This window comes from Streptococcus lishijunsis (assembly GCF_047290665.1).
Lineage (GTDB): Bacteria > Bacillota > Bacilli > Lactobacillales > Streptococcaceae > Streptococcus.
Genome location: NZ_JBLBUC010000013.1, coordinates 34312 through 50200, shown reverse-complemented (window position 1 = coordinate 50200; position 15889 = coordinate 34312). Strand labels below are relative to the sequence as shown.

Genomic DNA, 15889 nt, shown 5'->3' with positions numbered 1-15889 from the left:
CGTAAATAATAGATTTCTACTTTATCTTCATAACTTAACTTCATAAGAAAAGCACTCCAATTGTTAGATTTTATGTCTAACTTTTGGGGTGCAGTTCAGTAATCTCTCGGATTTTGTTTTATTTAACCTCAGTAAAGGTTTATTAGTGTTATTTCAGCATGGCATAAACGTTGTTATATCAACGTTTTTGAGTTTATATCTAATAAAATGTAGTCAAAAATGTAGTCATTTTATTAAGATGTAAGTTTGGCAATTTCTTTGAGATAAATATCAACAGCCTCAGACTTTTTCTTAGGTGCTAGTTCAGCATAGGTGTCCATGGTTGTCTTGATTGACTTATGCCCCATTCTGATTTGGAGCTCTTTCCAGTTTGCACCTGCATTAAGCATCATGGAAGCATGTGTGTGACGAAACAGATGGAAACCATAATCAGGTAAGCCAAGCTCTGAGAGGCGCTTTTTAAGCGTTGTACGCTCGTTTCTATCGCACATATAATTCCCATAGATAGTCGGGAAAATAAGGTCTGTAGGGGGTAAATCGTGCTTTTCAAAGTAAGTGTTCATCTCATTATGAAAATCTCTAAGGTCTTCCAATGTTTTTCTAGGAACGGCGACCCTGCGATTTCCTGAGTCTGTTTTAGCGCTATTTTTGCAGACAACCTCCCCCTTGATGCCAAGCTTTTTATTGGCAGCTCTCCACATAAGTGTTTTGGTAACAATAAGCTCATTGTTATCAAAATCAAGGTCATGAACGGTCATTGCAAGCAGTTCATTGATACGCAAAGCAGAAGCTAGCAAGGTATCACATATGACCTTAAAACGTCTATTAGCCCGTGTATTTGGTAAGCTACTTAGATAATTCAGCCAAGTTGCTAAATCATCTTCATGTAACACCATAATACGCTCTTTAGATGGTTTTGGTTTAGGTGGGATTTTTATTGTTCTAGCTGGGTTATAAGAGAGTTCAAAGTTGGTAATACCGTAGTCGAAAATATCACTTAATTTATAGATAACAGCCCCAAACTCTTTGGCATGTCCTTTTTTAGACTTTTTAGCGCCTGATTCCACAGATTTCTTTGATTGTTGAGCAAGTTTGTTTACCCATACTTGAATATCAACAGATTTTATTTCCTCAGGCTTATAAGTACCAAATTTTGGAATGATATAAGTATCTAAGTATCCTCTAACACGGTTGATAGTATTTTGTGAGGTCACCCATGTTACAAAGCTAGTGAACCACGCTTCTGCGAGTTCTTCAAAATTATTGATGACAAGAGTCTCTTTTAAGGTAGCCCCTTTTTCTTCAAAGTCTAGTCTAGCCTGCATGATTTTTCGGTCAAGACTTCGTAAAGTTTTGGCAGTGATGGATGAGGTGACTTTTTTACCAGTCTTAACATCAATCCCAATATAAACACCTCTTTGAGTGTAGCTGATTGTACCGTTGTTTTTTGTAGTTTTTGTTACCTTTCGATTGTTGTGAATGATAGTTTCTTTTTGCATAGTAGCCTTCTTATTTCGGATATATAAAAGGCTAAAATAACAACCTCACATTTATTTATTGTGATAGTTTTATTTTAGCACATTTTGGATTAAGGAGTTAAGTATTTTATAACATCTTCCATTTTGTAATAGACTGTACGTGTTCCTTCTATAGGAGGTTCAAGCCTCTTTAGACCAGTTTTCTCCCACGATTTTAAGGTGTTAGGAGAAATCTGAAGAATTGACAACAATTCCTTTTGAGTGACGATGTTAGAGCTTTTCTGTTGTTCTTGTTGATGTTGAATGATGGTTAATAAGGTATTTAACAATTGTTCAATTTGGGTTAATTTGGCATATTCATTATTGGTCATTATCGTTGTCCTTTCCATAGCCTGAGTGACGACGAGAGTCAAGATATTTCGCAAAGAAGTAGGTTTTATCAACTATAACACTCAGTAGTAATGGGTTTTCCTCACGAGCATATATGACAAGATTATTAAACTCTGTGAAATTATGCTCCTCAATAGTATCAATCACAGTCGAAAGAAATTCATCGTTGTTATTGCTTATAAGAAATTTATCAAGTTCAAAGCCACACCCTGATTCAATATCCTCGATATCGTAAGGTGTCTTTTCAGGATTTTCAGCATGGATAAAGTAATCATACATACCTTTAGGGGACATGACGATTTCAACGTGACTAGGTGTGTTTAGTTTCTCTGTCAAAAGTTCTGAGACTTGCGAGTAGCTTTTAAGTGAATCAAAGAACAAAGCGCCATGTTTATGCGACTTCTTAAACTCACCTGTTTGTCTATTGACATCTTTATCATGCCATGGACTGAGCACAAAGGGGACGTGCATTTCTTCAAGGATTTCCAAATAGTTTTCAGGAGCACTCTCTTGATAGAGAAGGAAAGCCCATTTGTTAGAACGTTTTTCTTTTGCCATAGGCAGGTACCTCGTTTCTAGTTCTTATCTGTTAGGAGAATTTTAGGGTGATTTTGGTAGTCTTGTTTCAAAACTGTGATTATTGATTATTGGTGTAATGGGGGTCGTAGTAGCCCCATTACATAGCTAAGTTAGATAGTTTGAAAGGGCAGTGCCTTTGGCTTTCACTTTGTGAGCCAAGCACCGCCCTTTCCTTATCTTCTTGTAGCTTTAAACCAGAGCTTATTTCCTTCCCGATTAGGTGAAGAAAAATAATAATTTGGATTACGGCTAGAAATTTCTTCCTTGATATGAGCTTCCATATCTCTCAGAAGTTTCTGAGCTTGTTGTGTCCTTGGATATTTGAGAAAGACGACAACAGTGCTTTTTCTGACATCAACAGTTGCTTTTCTTCCTGTTTGGTTGAAATTTTTAAGAATTGGATTGAATTTTGTTATGGTTGTCTGATTATCAATCGTGATAGCAGACTCTGATTTATCATCTTGTCTGAGAAATTGTCGCAGGCGTATCGTCTGGTAGACAGACTTGAAGTAGTTCAAAATACTATCGCTAATCATTCGTTGGGCTAACTCAACGATAATCAGAGAAACAGCAACTAGTACAAGTATGGTGGCTATTTGGCTTGTGTAGCTTCCTAGAAGAATAAGTTTATTTTGGATAATGATGATAAAACTATTCAAAGATGGGATATCAAAATCTCCAAACAATTTTACAAGCAGATTGAAAGCGAAACTGAGTATGAAGCTAATTACCCCAACGAAAAGAAGGGAGGAAATAAGATTGTATGATTTTTGAAAGAAAGTCTTTTTCATGTTTAGAGTATACCTTTCTTAGCGTAGTAGGTAGGACAAAGAAGAGGAAGAACTTGATAGGGATGTTCATTGTCGATGATTTGGATGAGTCCTGTTCCCTTACCTATTGGGATAACAATTCCTTCAGGGTCTAAGTCAGGAAAGAGAAATTGTGTCGTTTTCTTATTGATATTCCCTATTTGAACCAGTACATTCAATTGTTCACGAACTGATACAGGTATTGTATTGTGGTCAAACCTCTGGCTGACTAAAAATAGGTGGACTTTAGTGGCACGTCCAAGTAAAGCAATTTGAGACAAGAGTGAAAAGAATGAATCCTTAATAGTCTTGTTTACTCCTTCACTCAAGGCCAGTACCTCATCAATGACAATTGTCAAATGGTCAAATTGATGTTCAGGATTGTCGTAAAGGATTTCTTGGCGTTGCTGAATGAGATTTAGACAATTACTGAGATTTTCATTGATTTCCGAAACAAAATCTGATTTTGAACGGTTCTTTTGAGGATGAATGACGGCAATACCATTTTCACGAGCCCAGCGAGACGGCGTATCAAACTTTGGGTCTACAATAATAAGTTCAGAATAATTTTTTAATAAACTTAGAAAGTAGGTAAGAGCATATGACTTCCCAGAGCCACTATTACCAGCAATTGCTAGCGAAGTAACCTTATTAAAGTTTAGAGTGAGATTTTTCATAATTGGAAGAATATCTTTTTCCTGCATTTTTGAAAATTCCTCTAAATCTGAGATGACTAAACGCTCAGAAACACCTTTTTTCCAAGGAAAGAAAAGCCCTCGCTGAACATGTATGTCATCAGTATCTAATGCCATGAAATAGGCTGAATTTTGCTTTAAGAGGGTATAACGTGGGTAAAGGGAAGCATTGGCAATCAAGAAAATTTTCTGATAGAGTTCATCATCAATGATATAACCTGCTGGTAAGCGAGGGATAAACAGAAAGCCATCAGACATAATCTTAGTGTCAAAGCTATTGGTATAGCTAGTTTCTCCTTGCATGAGGGCTCCAAGTCCCATATTGAGACTTTGGAGCAGGTATTGAGCTAGTTCTTTATTAGTCATCATTTAACCTCCTTAATACTAGTAGCACGGAAATAGACATTATAGCCAACTTCACAAGCTTCTAGGTTCTCAAATTCAACCATAGTCATATAGGCAGGCAGTGTTAGCTCAGATTCAAATTTAACTTGGAAGGGTGGAAGTCCTTTTTGAGAGAACCAAGCTTTATGAGCAATAATTTCTCCTGTCGGCTGACCGTCTTCAAATCTCATTTGAGGTTCAAGTTCAGTGCTCAAGCAATGAATTGCTTGTTTGATGTCAATATATTCAGTTGCTGTATTGGCTGAGTAGCCACCTTTACGATTACGAGTTTTCATAGTTTTCACCATTTATCTTTCATTGTGTTTGTAGAGTTGGGTCGATGTGCTCCTTTTTAGTCTTGAGCTGGACTCTTGTTAGGTCATAATTTCTTACCTCCTTATCTATAAGGAGAAAAAAGCAGGAAATTGGTAGTTCCTGCTAAAAGTTTTTTAGAAATATTTTCCGAGTTCTTCTTTTAAGATATTAAGGGTGTCCTCATAGTGCTTTTTAACGGTTTTATGGCTCTTGAATGGTGTCTCTTTGGTCAGTTGTAGTGCAGAAGTGCCATAGAGTGCAATTTCTAAGAAGATATGAAGGTCAACTTCTGGAAGCTTAGAGAGGACATTGTAGAGGTGTTCATTACGCTCCTTGATAAGTAACTGTTCAATGGGGTTATAAGTATTATCAGGATATAAATCCATAAGCTCCGTTGCTCGTCCTTCGTTCGTAACAGTAGCATTTAGACTAGTCTTGCCATAATAGCGTTCCTTGCGTTCAAGGTTATCCATTGCTTGACTGAGCAGTTTATTAACTCCGCTCCAATCGCCACTCTTAACAGCATTTGCAATCTTGCGTTCACGTTTATCTTCGACTTTGTTAGTCATAAAGTTTCCTTTCCGTCCTAGGACGGAAGAGAAACACAGTAGTTTGCCGAATTGAGTATGAAAAATGCACACCAAAGAAACGGCGAAACAGTTGGCACAGTCTACACCTGATGATGTAGCTATGTTCTGAGTTTCAATCCGTCCGTTTGATGCGCATCAATATAGGACTATAAAAATGATTTTGTTAAGATTTTCATCTTATGTTTACATTGTAGTTGATAGTAATCACTTTTCCCATGACCTGTTAGTTCATGTGTTTTAGGCGACTGTTAAGGGATTTTTATAGTATAAAGTTCAAATTATGGGCTAATTCTGTGATAAAACATGAACTCCTAGTTCATAAAACACGTAACTTTTTTTCAAAAAATTTTCTCACGTGATATAATAGTAGTAAGTAAAATTTGATTAGGAGAACAGTTGTGATACAATCTGACAACACAACACAGCACAACACAGCAGGTAGTTTCTACCTTTTTTCAGCATGCAAAAAAACACCTTCACTCACTGAGAATGGAGGTGCTTTTTAATGGCTAAAAAAACAGTTTCTAAAGAGGCAACTCTAGAGCAAATTCTTTTTAATTGCCGTAATGCTCTACGTGGAGCAGGTGGAACAGAAAAGAACCGCGATGCCGTTATTGGTCTAGTCTTTATTAAATTTGCTAGTGATAAGTTTGAAAATCGCCGTCAGGAGATTAGTCGTGAATATGCTGACAAACCTGAACTGGTGAAGATTTTAGCCGAGAAGAAAGACTCGTATACGTCGCAAAACGTATTCTATCTTGAACCAGAGAGTCGCTGGTCTTATCTTGTTCAAGAATCAAGCTCCAATGATATAGCTATTAAAATTGACACAGCCATGGCAACGATTGAAAAGGACAATCCTTCTCTGGAAGGTGCTCTTTTGTCAAACTTCTATGCTGGCTTAGGTGTCGAGATTAGAACCTTAAAGAACTTGATTGACGAAATCAATAAGATTGACCAAAATAAATTCCATGAAGAGGATTTGATTGGGCGTGTTTATGAATATTTCATGCAATCTTATGCAGTGATGAGTACCAAAGAAGAGGGGGAGTTCTATACTCCGCCTTCAGCAGTTAAGTTGATTGCTGAACTTATTGAGCCATATTCTGGGCGAGTTTATGACCCTGCTTGTGGTTCTGGAGGAATGTTTGTTCAGTCTATGAAATTCGTTGAGCAACACCATGGCAACAAAAAAAGCATTTCTATCATTGGTCAAGAAAAGAACCCTGATACCCGTCGCTTGGCAAAAATGAATCTTGCGATTCGAGGAATTTCATATAACCTCGGGAATAAGCCTTATGGCGAAAGTTCGAGCTTTACAGATGACCAACATAAGGATATGAAGGTTGACTACATCATGGCTAATCCGCCATTCAACTTAAAAGATTGGCGTGGGGAAAAAGAGTTGCTAAATGACGCTCGCTGGGAAGGATATAAAGTCCCACCTGCTTCAAATGCCAACTATGCTTGGATTCTGCACATGTTATCGAAATTAGATGTGACGGATGGTGTCGCAGGCTTTCTTCTGGCTAATGGTGCTTTGAATGCCGATGGGACAGAGTATCAAATCCGTAAACAGCTCATTGAAAATGATAAGGTCGAAGCGATTATCGTCTTACCTCGTGATATGTTCTATACGACAGATATTTCAGTAACGCTTTGGATTTTGAACAACAATAAAAAAGGTGGCCTGAAAAACGGTCATCAATACCGTAATCGTGAACATGAAATTCTTTTCTGTGACTTACGACGCTGGGATGACCATGTAGAGCAATATGTTGTTGAAAAAAGCAAGAAAAAGAAAAAAACAGTCTTGACTGATAAGCAAATTGCTGATGTAAAAGCAATTTATCGCTCATGGCAAACAGGTGAAGGCTATGAAGATGTAGCTGAATTATGCAAATCAGCAAGTCTAGAGGAGATTCGCAAAGCTAGCTACTCACTTGCACCTTCTAAGTATGTTGAATTTATTGACCATGACTTAGAAATTGATTATGAGAAAGAAATGGCTCGTATTCAAGCCGAAATGAAAGAAGTCTTGACGCTAGAAAAAGCCTCACAAGTTAGCCTAGAAGAAGCCTTTAAGGGGATTGGTTATGACATTGACTAATTTGGGAAAATACATTGAAATCTATGATGAACGTAACCAAAATAGATTGGGAGCTGATTCTGTTGTTGGTATTTCAACGAGTAAGGAATTTATTGAAACTAAAGCAAAATTAGACGGGGTCAGTTTAAAATCTTATAAAGTTATCCCACCTAAGTATTTTGCTTATGTGGCAGACACTTCAAGACGTGGGGAAAAGATTTCCTTATCTTATAATTCGTCAGATGATGAGTATTTAGTTTCATCTATTTCAACTGTTTTTAGAGTAAAAGAACCAGAATTACTCTCCTCAGAGTTCCTTTTTATGTACTTCAATCGTCCAGAGTTTGACCGTTTTGCACGTTACAATTCATGGGGTTCAGCACGTGAAACTTTCTCATGGGATGATATGTGTGATATTGAAATTGACCTTCCACCTCTACATATTCAAGAAAAGTATGTAGCTGTCTATCAAGCCATGCTCACCAATCAAAAGTCATATGAAAACGGGCTAGAAGATTTGAAATTGGTCTGCGATGCAACCATTGAAAAACTCAGACGACAGCTGCCAAGTGAAGCGATTGGGAAGTATATTGAACTGACAGGTTCTAAAAATATAGAAGGAATGGTAACTAGTGTTAGAGGCGTAGAATCTACGGGAAATTTTATGATAACAAAAGCCAAGATGGCTGGAATTGATATTACAAAATATTCTATTGTTAACGAAAGAGAAATAGCCTATAATCCTTCCAGAATAAATCTAGGTTCCGTTGCACTATGTAAAGAAAAATGTATAGTATCACCAATGTATGTAGTTTTCGACGTGATAGATAAGAGTAGCTTATTACCCGAATACCTTATCATGTGGTTATCTCGAAGAGAGACTCATCGTTATACTCTATTTAAGGCGATGGGGTCGGTAAGAGATACGTTTGACTTTTCTTTGATGAGAGAATTTGAAATCCCAATCCCAGACATTCACGTCCAGCAATCCATTGTGGATATTTACAATGCCTATACCACTCGCAAAGACATCAATGAAAGACTCAAACAGCAAATCAAGGATATTTGTCCTATTTTGATTGCTGGAGCGATAAAGGAGGCGAATGCGAATGCCTAAATTTACCGAAGCTCAACTTGAAGAAGCCATTATTGAGCTATTTCAAGAACAGGGGTATAACTATATCAATGGCGACAAACTTCATCGCAAGTATGATGATATTCTGCTTGAAGAAGATATGAGGGAGTTTCTGAGCCAGCGCTATTCAAATCTAACCGCTACAGAACTTGAAAAGGTCATCAATAAACTTAAATATGTCCCTAACACTCCACTTTATAGGGGGAACCGTGAAGCGTTTTATCTAGTAAATGAGGGTTTTAACTTAGTTCGTGATGACTCAGCGCTAGCACCGATTCATATTGAGTATATTGATTTTGAGAATCCAGAAAATAACATTTTTAAAGTTGTTAATCAATATACTGTTCAAGATGTCCGTGAGCGACGACCTGACCTGATTCTCTTTATCAATGGGATCCCTGTTGCTATTTTTGAGTTTAAAACAGCCATTCAGGAGATAACAACTGTCTATGACGCTTGGAAGCAGATTACCATTCGCTACAATAGGGATATTCCATCTCTGATGAAGTATGCTTTCTTGTCAGTTATTTCTGATGGAGCTAATACCAAGTTGGGTTCTATCTTCACTCCTTATGAATACTACTATTCATGGAATAAGGCAAATGATGATGAGAAGGTATCTAACGGTATCTCTGCTCTTTTGACCATGATTCATGGAGCTTTTGCCAAAGATAGAGTGGTGGCTATTTTACGAGATTTCATCTACTATCCTGATTCTGATAAGAAGGATACAGCTATCGTGACACGCTATCCTCAGTTTTTTGCAGCCAATAAGATGCTGGAAAATATTAAATTGCATTTAAAACCTCATGGAGACGGCAAAGGAGGTACTTACTTTGGTGCGACTGGTTCAGGTAAGACCAATACCATGCTTTTCTTGTCACGCTTGCTAGCTACACATGACCGAGAAACCTTCAAATCTCCAACGGTGATTATTTTGGTTGACCGTGAGGATTTAAGCGACCAGACTAGTAAGCTTTTTGAAGGGTCAAAACGTTACCTGAAAACAGAAAAAGTTAAAACGATTGGAAGTCGAGCAGAACTTAAGCAAGAGCTATCTATCAATGAAAGTGGCGGTGTTTATATTACCACGATTCAAAAATTTGAAGAGGTGACAGGACTGCTTTCTGAACGAACAAATATCATCTGTATTTCAGATGAGGCACACCGTACACAGACCAATGTAGGCTCTAAGCTGAAGTACACAGAGGCTGGAGTTGAAACTTCTTACGGTTTTGCAAAGTATCTGAGGGATTCATTTCCAAATGCGACTTATGCTGGTTTCACAGGAACACCGATTGATGAGACTATCCATGTTTTTGGTGAAGTGGTTGAATCTTACACAATGAAGGAATCAACAGATGACGGCATTACGGTTCGTATTTCCTATGAACCACGTCTAGCGCGTGTTATCACGAATGAAGAACAGGTTGCTGAGATTGACAACTACTACAAAGAAGTTGAGGAACAGGGTGCCAATATTGAGCAGATAGAGGCAAGTAAACGTACCATGTCTAAGGTGACACAAATTTTAAATCACCCAGACCGAATCCGAAAAGTAGCTAATGATATTGTTGAACACTATGAAAAGGTAGTTAGTGAGAAACCTGAGATTGTTCAAAAAGCCATGGTTGTTTGTTCGAACCGTGAACATGCTTTTAACGTTTACCAAGCTATAAAATCAGTTCGTCCAGAATGGTTCATTGCGAAGAAAACAGAGCGTAAGGACTTATCACCGCAGGAACTAGAGAAGTTAGAATCTCTTCCTAAAGTCAATATAGTTGCAACTCGTAGCCAAGATGATGTCAAGGAGATGTATGATTTATTGGGAGATGCTAAACACCGTAAGATGTTAGACGCTCAATTTAAAAACAATGATTCAAACTTTCAAATTGTTATTGTAGTGGATATGTGGATTACTGGGTTTGACGTACCATCCCTTGCCGTTATGTACATTGATAAACCCCTTCAAAAACATACCCTCATTCAGACGATTTCCCGTGTAAATCGCGTCTTTGAAGGGAAAGACCATGGTTTAGTTGTTGACTATATCGGTATTAAGCGAGCAATGTTAGAGGCTGTTAAGAAGTATGGTGACGACCAAGAGAGTCCGATTGATGAGCTAGATATTACATTAAAAATATTTAGAAATCAATTGAGTCTGATTGATGAATTATTAGTCAACTTTGATGCGACAGACTTTTATCAAGGAACACCAGCAGAACGCCTTTTATGCCTTAATAAAGGGGCAGAGTATGTTCAGACTAGTCATGATATGGAAGTACGTTTTATGTACCTCTCACGCCGCATGAAAGCAGCTTATGAGATTGTTTATCCATCTGGTGAGCTTACTGATGGAGAGACTGAAAAGGCACAATTTTATTTAGCTATCCGCTCTATTATTTATAAGCAAACTAAGGGAAATGCTCCAGATGCTGAGATGATGAATAAGCATGTTCAAACGATGATTGAGAATGCTATTGCTTCAACGGGTGTAGAGGATATTGTTAATAATGATAAGCAAGAGTTATTTGATGAAAGTTTCCTAGATGAACTTGATGCTTTAGAAATGCCAATCACCAAATTTAATGCCCTGCTTAGGTTGTTAAAACGTGCCATTGACCAGTACGGCGGAACTAATCAGGTTAAAGCCATTGAATTTTCAGAGAGACTAGAGATAGTTGTTGAAGCCTATAATAACAGAGATAGTCAAATCTTTGTTTCAGAGGTGACAGCAGATTTCATCAATAGCCTTTCGGATGAAATCATGAAGATTTTGAAAGACCTTCAAATTGATATGGATTCTTTCAAAGATTTAGGAATTTCTTATGAAGAAAAAGCCTTTTATGACATTCTTATCAAGGTTCGTGATGAACATGAATTTGAATATGCTGATGAAAAATGTATTGACCTAGCTAAAGTTATTAAAGAATTGGTTGATGACAAAGCTCAGTATGCAGACTGGTCAAGTCGTGAGGACATTAAGAGTCAGCTGAACATGGACTTAACAATCTTACTCTACGAAAACGGATACCCACCGCAATGGAATGATGAAGTCTTTGAGCAAGTACTTGGACAAGCTGAGAACTTTAAAAAGTCTACAAATTGATACCTAGGAGGATATATGGCTTCAATTACAAATTATGTAAAAGAGCATTACTTTGATGAGGTATCTAGAGCAGGAACTGACTATGTTCTGCAGAATGTTATTCGTTTAGGGGTTATTGCTGACGAGCTTAAAGAGTTGGTTTCTGTTGAGTTTAGTGAAATAAAGTATGTTTCTGCTGGGAATAGAGAAGATGATTTAATAGAAATTGATGTGTTAGTGAACATCTATGCGGAGGTGTCTAGATGTTCTATTTTTGAATCAGAAGATACTCAAAAGAAAAATCGTTGGCTACGTGTCTCATGTACTGCACTTGTAGATGATGGTCTTAAAAATTTTCAAATTCAATCGGTTGCTCCATACAAGAGGGGCAGGATAAGTCTTTTCGAGCATCCTCTTTCTGATGAGCTAGTACCTTTTTTATGGAAAGATGAACTAGATGATACCGCGGAAGCAATTTTGAGACTGTATTATCCAGATGCACTCAAGTCACCCATGCAAATTAATCCATATATTCTAGCTCAAACATTGGGGCTTAGTGTTGAATTTAGAGAAATCAACACTGACACTTCTATTTTCGGGCGGATTTATTTTGAGGATGACACGGAGCAAGAGATATCTAAAATGACTATTGTTATCGATAGTAACCTAGAAAAAATTAGACCATCAGGAACTGTCAATAATACTATTGTTCATGAATGTTTACATTGGATTTTACACCGATATTCAGTGGAGCTAGAGAAGGGTTCTGCTGATAGCGTGGCTCAAATTTCAATAACTGAAGAAGCTGTAGAAACGGATTGGATGGAATGGCAAGTACACAGTCTCGCTCCTAAAATCATGATGCCTAAAGCTATGACTCAACAATTTCTCAAATTGAAATTTGCTGAGTTAAAAGAAAATAGACAAGTGAACTCAATGATAGATATCATTGAAGATTTAATTAAAGCTACTGCGAATTATTTTGGGGTGACTATTATTGCAGCTCAAAAACGGATAGCAGAATTTGGAGTAGAGGAGGCTAGGGGAGCATTTAATTATGTCGATGGTCGCTATGTTCCAGCCCATTCTTGGCAAAAAGGTTTTCTAGGAGTTGACCAAACATTTTCGATAGGACTCTCTGATTTATCTCAGTTAGTATCAAAACATGAGTCATTACGTCATAGACTTTCTGAAGGAGGTCTGATTTATGCGGAAGCTCATGTATGTTTAAATGATGCTAAGTATATTACTACCAAGTCAAACGAACTTCCCGAGCTAACGGCATATGCCAGAACTCATATGGAAGAATGTTGTTTGGTTTTTGAAAAGAAAAGCATATCTCAGAGTAAAACGAAATTGTCATTTGCTAAAATGCTTGATAATTCAGTCGATGATAGTGTCACCTCTCATTTTCACTACCCAAATAATGACGAAAATCTGAAGCTTGAAGAAGAAGCTTCGATGCTAATGAGTCATGGGAATGAGATAAAAAAAGTTCTTGATGAATTACCACCTGACTTTGGGGGAGCGCTAAATTATTTACGAGATTGGCGAGATATGACGATTCAAGACCTCGCCTTTACATCGTTAATATCAGAGCGCTCAATCTATAGTTTACTAAATAATACTAAAGAACCAAAGATGAGGACAGTGATTGCTTTGTCTGTAGCTCTTTCTTTACCTCATAAGATAGCTTATAAATTTTTAGAGCTATCAGGAAGAACATTACGGACTCAATCTAATGATGAAGAATTGCTGTTAGATGTCTTTATGATGGCTACTGGAAATTTTACAGTTGAACATTGTAATTTGATATTAGCTCAAAGTAAATTCTCACTTTTAACTACAAAAAAGGAACTCTAGCACTTAAGCTAGAGTTCCTTTTGTATATCCGAATTTCTATAATTATTTCACAAAAAATGTAGTCAAAAATGTAGTCATTCGGGTGATTTTTATTGCAATCTATTGAAATTTGAAATTTCAAGAATCGCTTAAAATCAGCATTTTTAACGTCAGATGACGTGTATTGAATGTCTACTTAACTTCAGTAAAAATCACGTGTTTACGCAATTTTGGTGAGTATTTTTTAAGTTGAAGACGGTCTGGCGTGTTACGTTTGTTTTTTGAAGTAAGGTACAAGCGTTCACCAGATTCTTTGTGTTCAAGTGTAATGTTTACGCGCATGGTATCTCCCTTCTATTATTTGCCAGCTTTAGCGATTTTACGTCCTTTGTAGTAACCTTTGAGGGATACACGGTGAGAACGTGAGTAATCTCCAGTAGTTTCATCAAATTGTACTGATGGAGCAGTCAATTTGTAGTGTGTACGACGTTTGTTTTTCTTCGCTTTGGAAGTGTGACGTGCAGGTACTGCCATTTTTTAAATCCTCCGATAGTAATAATGTTCTTGATGTTACATCAACTAAACTATAATAGCATATCTTTTTTGTAAAGTAAAGTTACTTGACAGATTTTTTTGATATTTTTGGTGTTGATATTATCAACTGTCTCGGTTACAATACAACTACCTTGATTAGCTGTCGTGTTGTCAAGGGGCACTTACTGAAACATCGTTAGGCTGTTAAAGATGTTTCACTAGGTGCCTTTTTTATTTTTTGGAGGTTATTATGGCTTGGTTATATGTTATGATGGCAGGATTGACAGAGGTCTTTTGGGCGACTTGTCTCAAGCTATCTGATGGTTTCACCAACTTGAAGTTTACTTTATTGACCCTTGCTGGGATGGTAGTGCCTTTTTATTTTTTGTCACAGTCAACAAAGGCTCTGCTGTTAGGGACAGCTTATGCGATTTGGACAGGCATCGGTGCTCTAGGGGCTGTTTTTGTCGGAATCATATGGTTTGAAGAAGCTGTTAGCTTATCAAAGTTGTTTTTTGTTTTCTTACTTTTGGTTGGACTTATTGGCTTAAAGATGAGCTCAGGTCATTGAGAAGTCGTTTCATGTGAAACAGGTTGTTTTCTAGCTTTTTCTTGTCCTTGAATTGTGGTAAAATAAAGAGACTATATTTAAGACGAGGATAGCTATTATGACATTGCAAAAACCAAAAGGAACGCAGGACATTTTGCCCCAAGATTCTGCCAAATGGCAATATGTAGAAGAAATGGCGCGTGAGACGTTCAAGGCTTATCGCTATGCTGAGGTGCGTACGCCTATGTTTGAACATTACGAAGTGATTAGTCGCTCAGTAGGAGATACCACTGACATTGTGACAAAGGAGATGTATGATTTTCATGATAAGGGAGGTCGTCACATCACTCTTCGTCCAGAAGGAACAGCTCCTGTTGTGCGCTCTTTTGTGGAACATAAACTGTTTGCCCCTGAAGTGCAAAAGCCTGTAAAATTATATTATATGGGCCCTATGTTTCGATATGAACGCCCCCAAGCAGGACGTTTGCGTGAATTTCATCAGATTGGTGTCGAGTGTTTTGGCTCAAGCAATCCTGCAACGGATGTTGAGACGATTGCTATGGCTTACCAATTGTTTAACAAGCTAGGTGTCAAAGAGGTGACACTGCACTTGAATACACTTGGAAGTCCAGAGAGTCGAAGTGCTTATCGAGAGGCTTTGGTCAACTATCTGACACCGCTTCGTGAGAGCTTATCTAAAGATAGCCAGCGTCGTTTGGATGAAAATCCTCTACGTGTCCTTGACTCTAAGGAAAAAGAGGATAAGAAAGCCGTAGCAAATGCGCCGTCTATTCTGGATTACCTTGATGAGGAGAGTCAAGCGCATTTTACTCAGGTACGTGAGATGCTAGATTTGTTAGAGATTCCGTATGTCATTGATACCAATATGGTTCGTGGGCTTGATTATTATAACCATACTATTTTTGAATTTATTACCACAGTTGATGGGACTGAGTTGACCGTTTGTGCTGGTGGACGCTATGATGGTTTGGTTGAGTATTTTGGTGGCCCTAAGACTGCTGGTTTTGGCTTTGGTATAGGAGTTGAGCGTCTTTTGATGATTTTAGAAAAGCAAGGGGTTGCTCTACCTATTGTTGAGAAATTGGATGCTTATATTGCTGTTCTTGGTGATGAGGCAAATACGCTTGCGCTGGACTTGGTACAGGCTATTCGAAAACAAGGTTTTAGTGCAGATAGGGATTATCTAGGACGCAAGATTAAAGCCCAGTTTAAGGCTGCGGATGCTTTTGGTGCAAAAGTCATTCTGACACTTGGTGAGAGTGAAGTCGAGACACAGACAGTGACCTTGAAAAATAATCAGACAAGAGCTAGTCAAACCGTTAAGGTCGATGAGATAAAGACTGATTTTGCTACCATTCTTGAGGCGCTAGAGGGTCAATAGGAGACGGTT

The 15889-nt window shown here is 37.7% G+C and carries 15 protein-coding genes; 6 read left to right on the top strand and 9 right to left on the bottom strand.

From position 1 onward, the window contains the following. Positions 1-233: 233 nt before the first annotated feature. From ACLN19_RS06450 to ACLN19_RS06420, 7 genes are all read right to left on the bottom strand, one after another. A complete protein-coding gene (locus tag ACLN19_RS06450) occupies positions 234-1499 on the bottom strand; it encodes a tyrosine-type recombinase/integrase (protein ID WP_336300778.1) in 1266 nt (421 codons plus the stop codon). An 89-nt stretch (positions 1500-1588) separates the two neighbouring features. Next, positions 1589-1849, bottom strand: coding sequence for a MerR family transcriptional regulator (locus ACLN19_RS06445; RefSeq protein ID WP_060973105.1), 261 nt, complete (start codon positions 1847-1849; stop codon positions 1589-1591). Continuing rightward, a complete protein-coding gene (locus ACLN19_RS06440; protein WP_060973104.1) occupies positions 1839-2426 on the bottom strand; it encodes a replication protein in 588 nt (195 codons plus the stop codon). The genes ACLN19_RS06445 and ACLN19_RS06440 overlap by 11 nt, the downstream gene beginning before the upstream one ends. Positions 2427-2620: 194 nt before the next feature. Continuing rightward, complete coding sequence (locus tag ACLN19_RS06435) at positions 2621-3238, bottom strand: hypothetical protein (RefSeq protein WP_413384504.1); 618 nt, start codon at positions 3236-3238, stop codon at positions 2621-2623. Positions 3239-3240: 2 nt separating this feature from the next. Beyond that, on the bottom strand, positions 3241-4317 hold the full coding sequence (locus ACLN19_RS06430; protein ID WP_060973112.1) for an AAA family ATPase: 1077 nt from the start codon (positions 4315-4317) through the stop codon (positions 3241-3243). Beyond that, the gene (locus ACLN19_RS06425) at positions 4317-4631 is read right to left on the bottom strand and encodes a hypothetical protein (RefSeq protein ID WP_025170996.1); all 315 of its coding nucleotides are present in this window, start codon (positions 4629-4631) and stop codon (positions 4317-4319) included. The genes ACLN19_RS06430 and ACLN19_RS06425 overlap by 1 nt, the downstream gene beginning before the upstream one ends. A gap of 153 nt (positions 4632-4784) precedes the next feature. Then, positions 4785-5219: a sigma-70 family RNA polymerase sigma factor gene (locus tag ACLN19_RS06420; protein WP_269207627.1), complete on the bottom strand. Its 435-nt coding sequence runs from the start codon at positions 5217-5219 to the stop codon at positions 4785-4787. Positions 5220-5745: 526 nt separating this feature from the next. Here ACLN19_RS06420 and ACLN19_RS06415 point away from each other — a divergent pair. From ACLN19_RS06415 to ACLN19_RS06400, 4 genes are read left to right on the top strand one after another with little or no spacing between them, the layout of a single operon-like run. After that, positions 5746-7350, top strand: coding sequence for a type I restriction-modification system subunit M (locus ACLN19_RS06415; RefSeq protein WP_413384501.1), 1605 nt, complete (start codon positions 5746-5748; stop codon positions 7348-7350). Continuing rightward, on the top strand, positions 7337-8446 hold the full coding sequence (locus tag ACLN19_RS06410; RefSeq protein ID WP_413384498.1) for a restriction endonuclease subunit S: 1110 nt from the start codon (positions 7337-7339) through the stop codon (positions 8444-8446). Before ACLN19_RS06415 ends, ACLN19_RS06410 begins: the two co-directional genes overlap by 14 nt. After that, a complete protein-coding gene (locus ACLN19_RS06405; protein ID WP_413384495.1) occupies positions 8439-11573 on the top strand; it encodes a type I restriction endonuclease subunit R in 3135 nt (1044 codons plus the stop codon). Before ACLN19_RS06410 ends, ACLN19_RS06405 begins: the two co-directional genes overlap by 8 nt. Before the next feature lie 15 nt (positions 11574-11588). After that, on the top strand, positions 11589-13415 hold the full coding sequence (locus ACLN19_RS06400; RefSeq protein WP_413384492.1) for an ImmA/IrrE family metallo-endopeptidase: 1827 nt from the start codon (positions 11589-11591) through the stop codon (positions 13413-13415). 171 nt (positions 13416-13586) lie between these two features. Here the strand turns inward: ACLN19_RS06400 and rpmG are convergent, their stop codons facing one another. Then, positions 13587-13736 carry a 50S ribosomal protein L33 gene (rpmG, locus tag ACLN19_RS06395; protein ID WP_002262412.1) on the bottom strand — a complete coding sequence of 50 codons (150 nt, stop codon included), beginning with the start codon at positions 13734-13736 and terminating at the stop codon, positions 13587-13589. A 15-nt stretch (positions 13737-13751) separates the two neighbouring features. Continuing rightward, entirely contained in the window at positions 13752-13928 is a 177-nt protein-coding gene (gene rpmF, locus ACLN19_RS06390; protein ID WP_115271487.1) for a 50S ribosomal protein L32, read from the bottom strand. Between the two features lie 250 nt (positions 13929-14178). Here rpmF and ACLN19_RS06385 point away from each other — a divergent pair, with 250 nt between their 5' ends. Together ACLN19_RS06385 and hisS are read left to right on the top strand one after the other, a co-directional pair. Further along, entirely contained in the window at positions 14179-14499 is a 321-nt protein-coding gene (locus tag ACLN19_RS06385; protein WP_413384486.1) for a DMT family transporter, read from the top strand. A gap of 97 nt (positions 14500-14596) precedes the next feature. After that, positions 14597-15880, top strand: a complete 1284-nt coding sequence (gene hisS, locus ACLN19_RS06380) for a histidine--tRNA ligase (protein WP_413384484.1) — start codon at positions 14597-14599, stop codon at positions 15878-15880. The last annotated feature ends 9 nt before the right edge of the window (positions 15881-15889 follow it).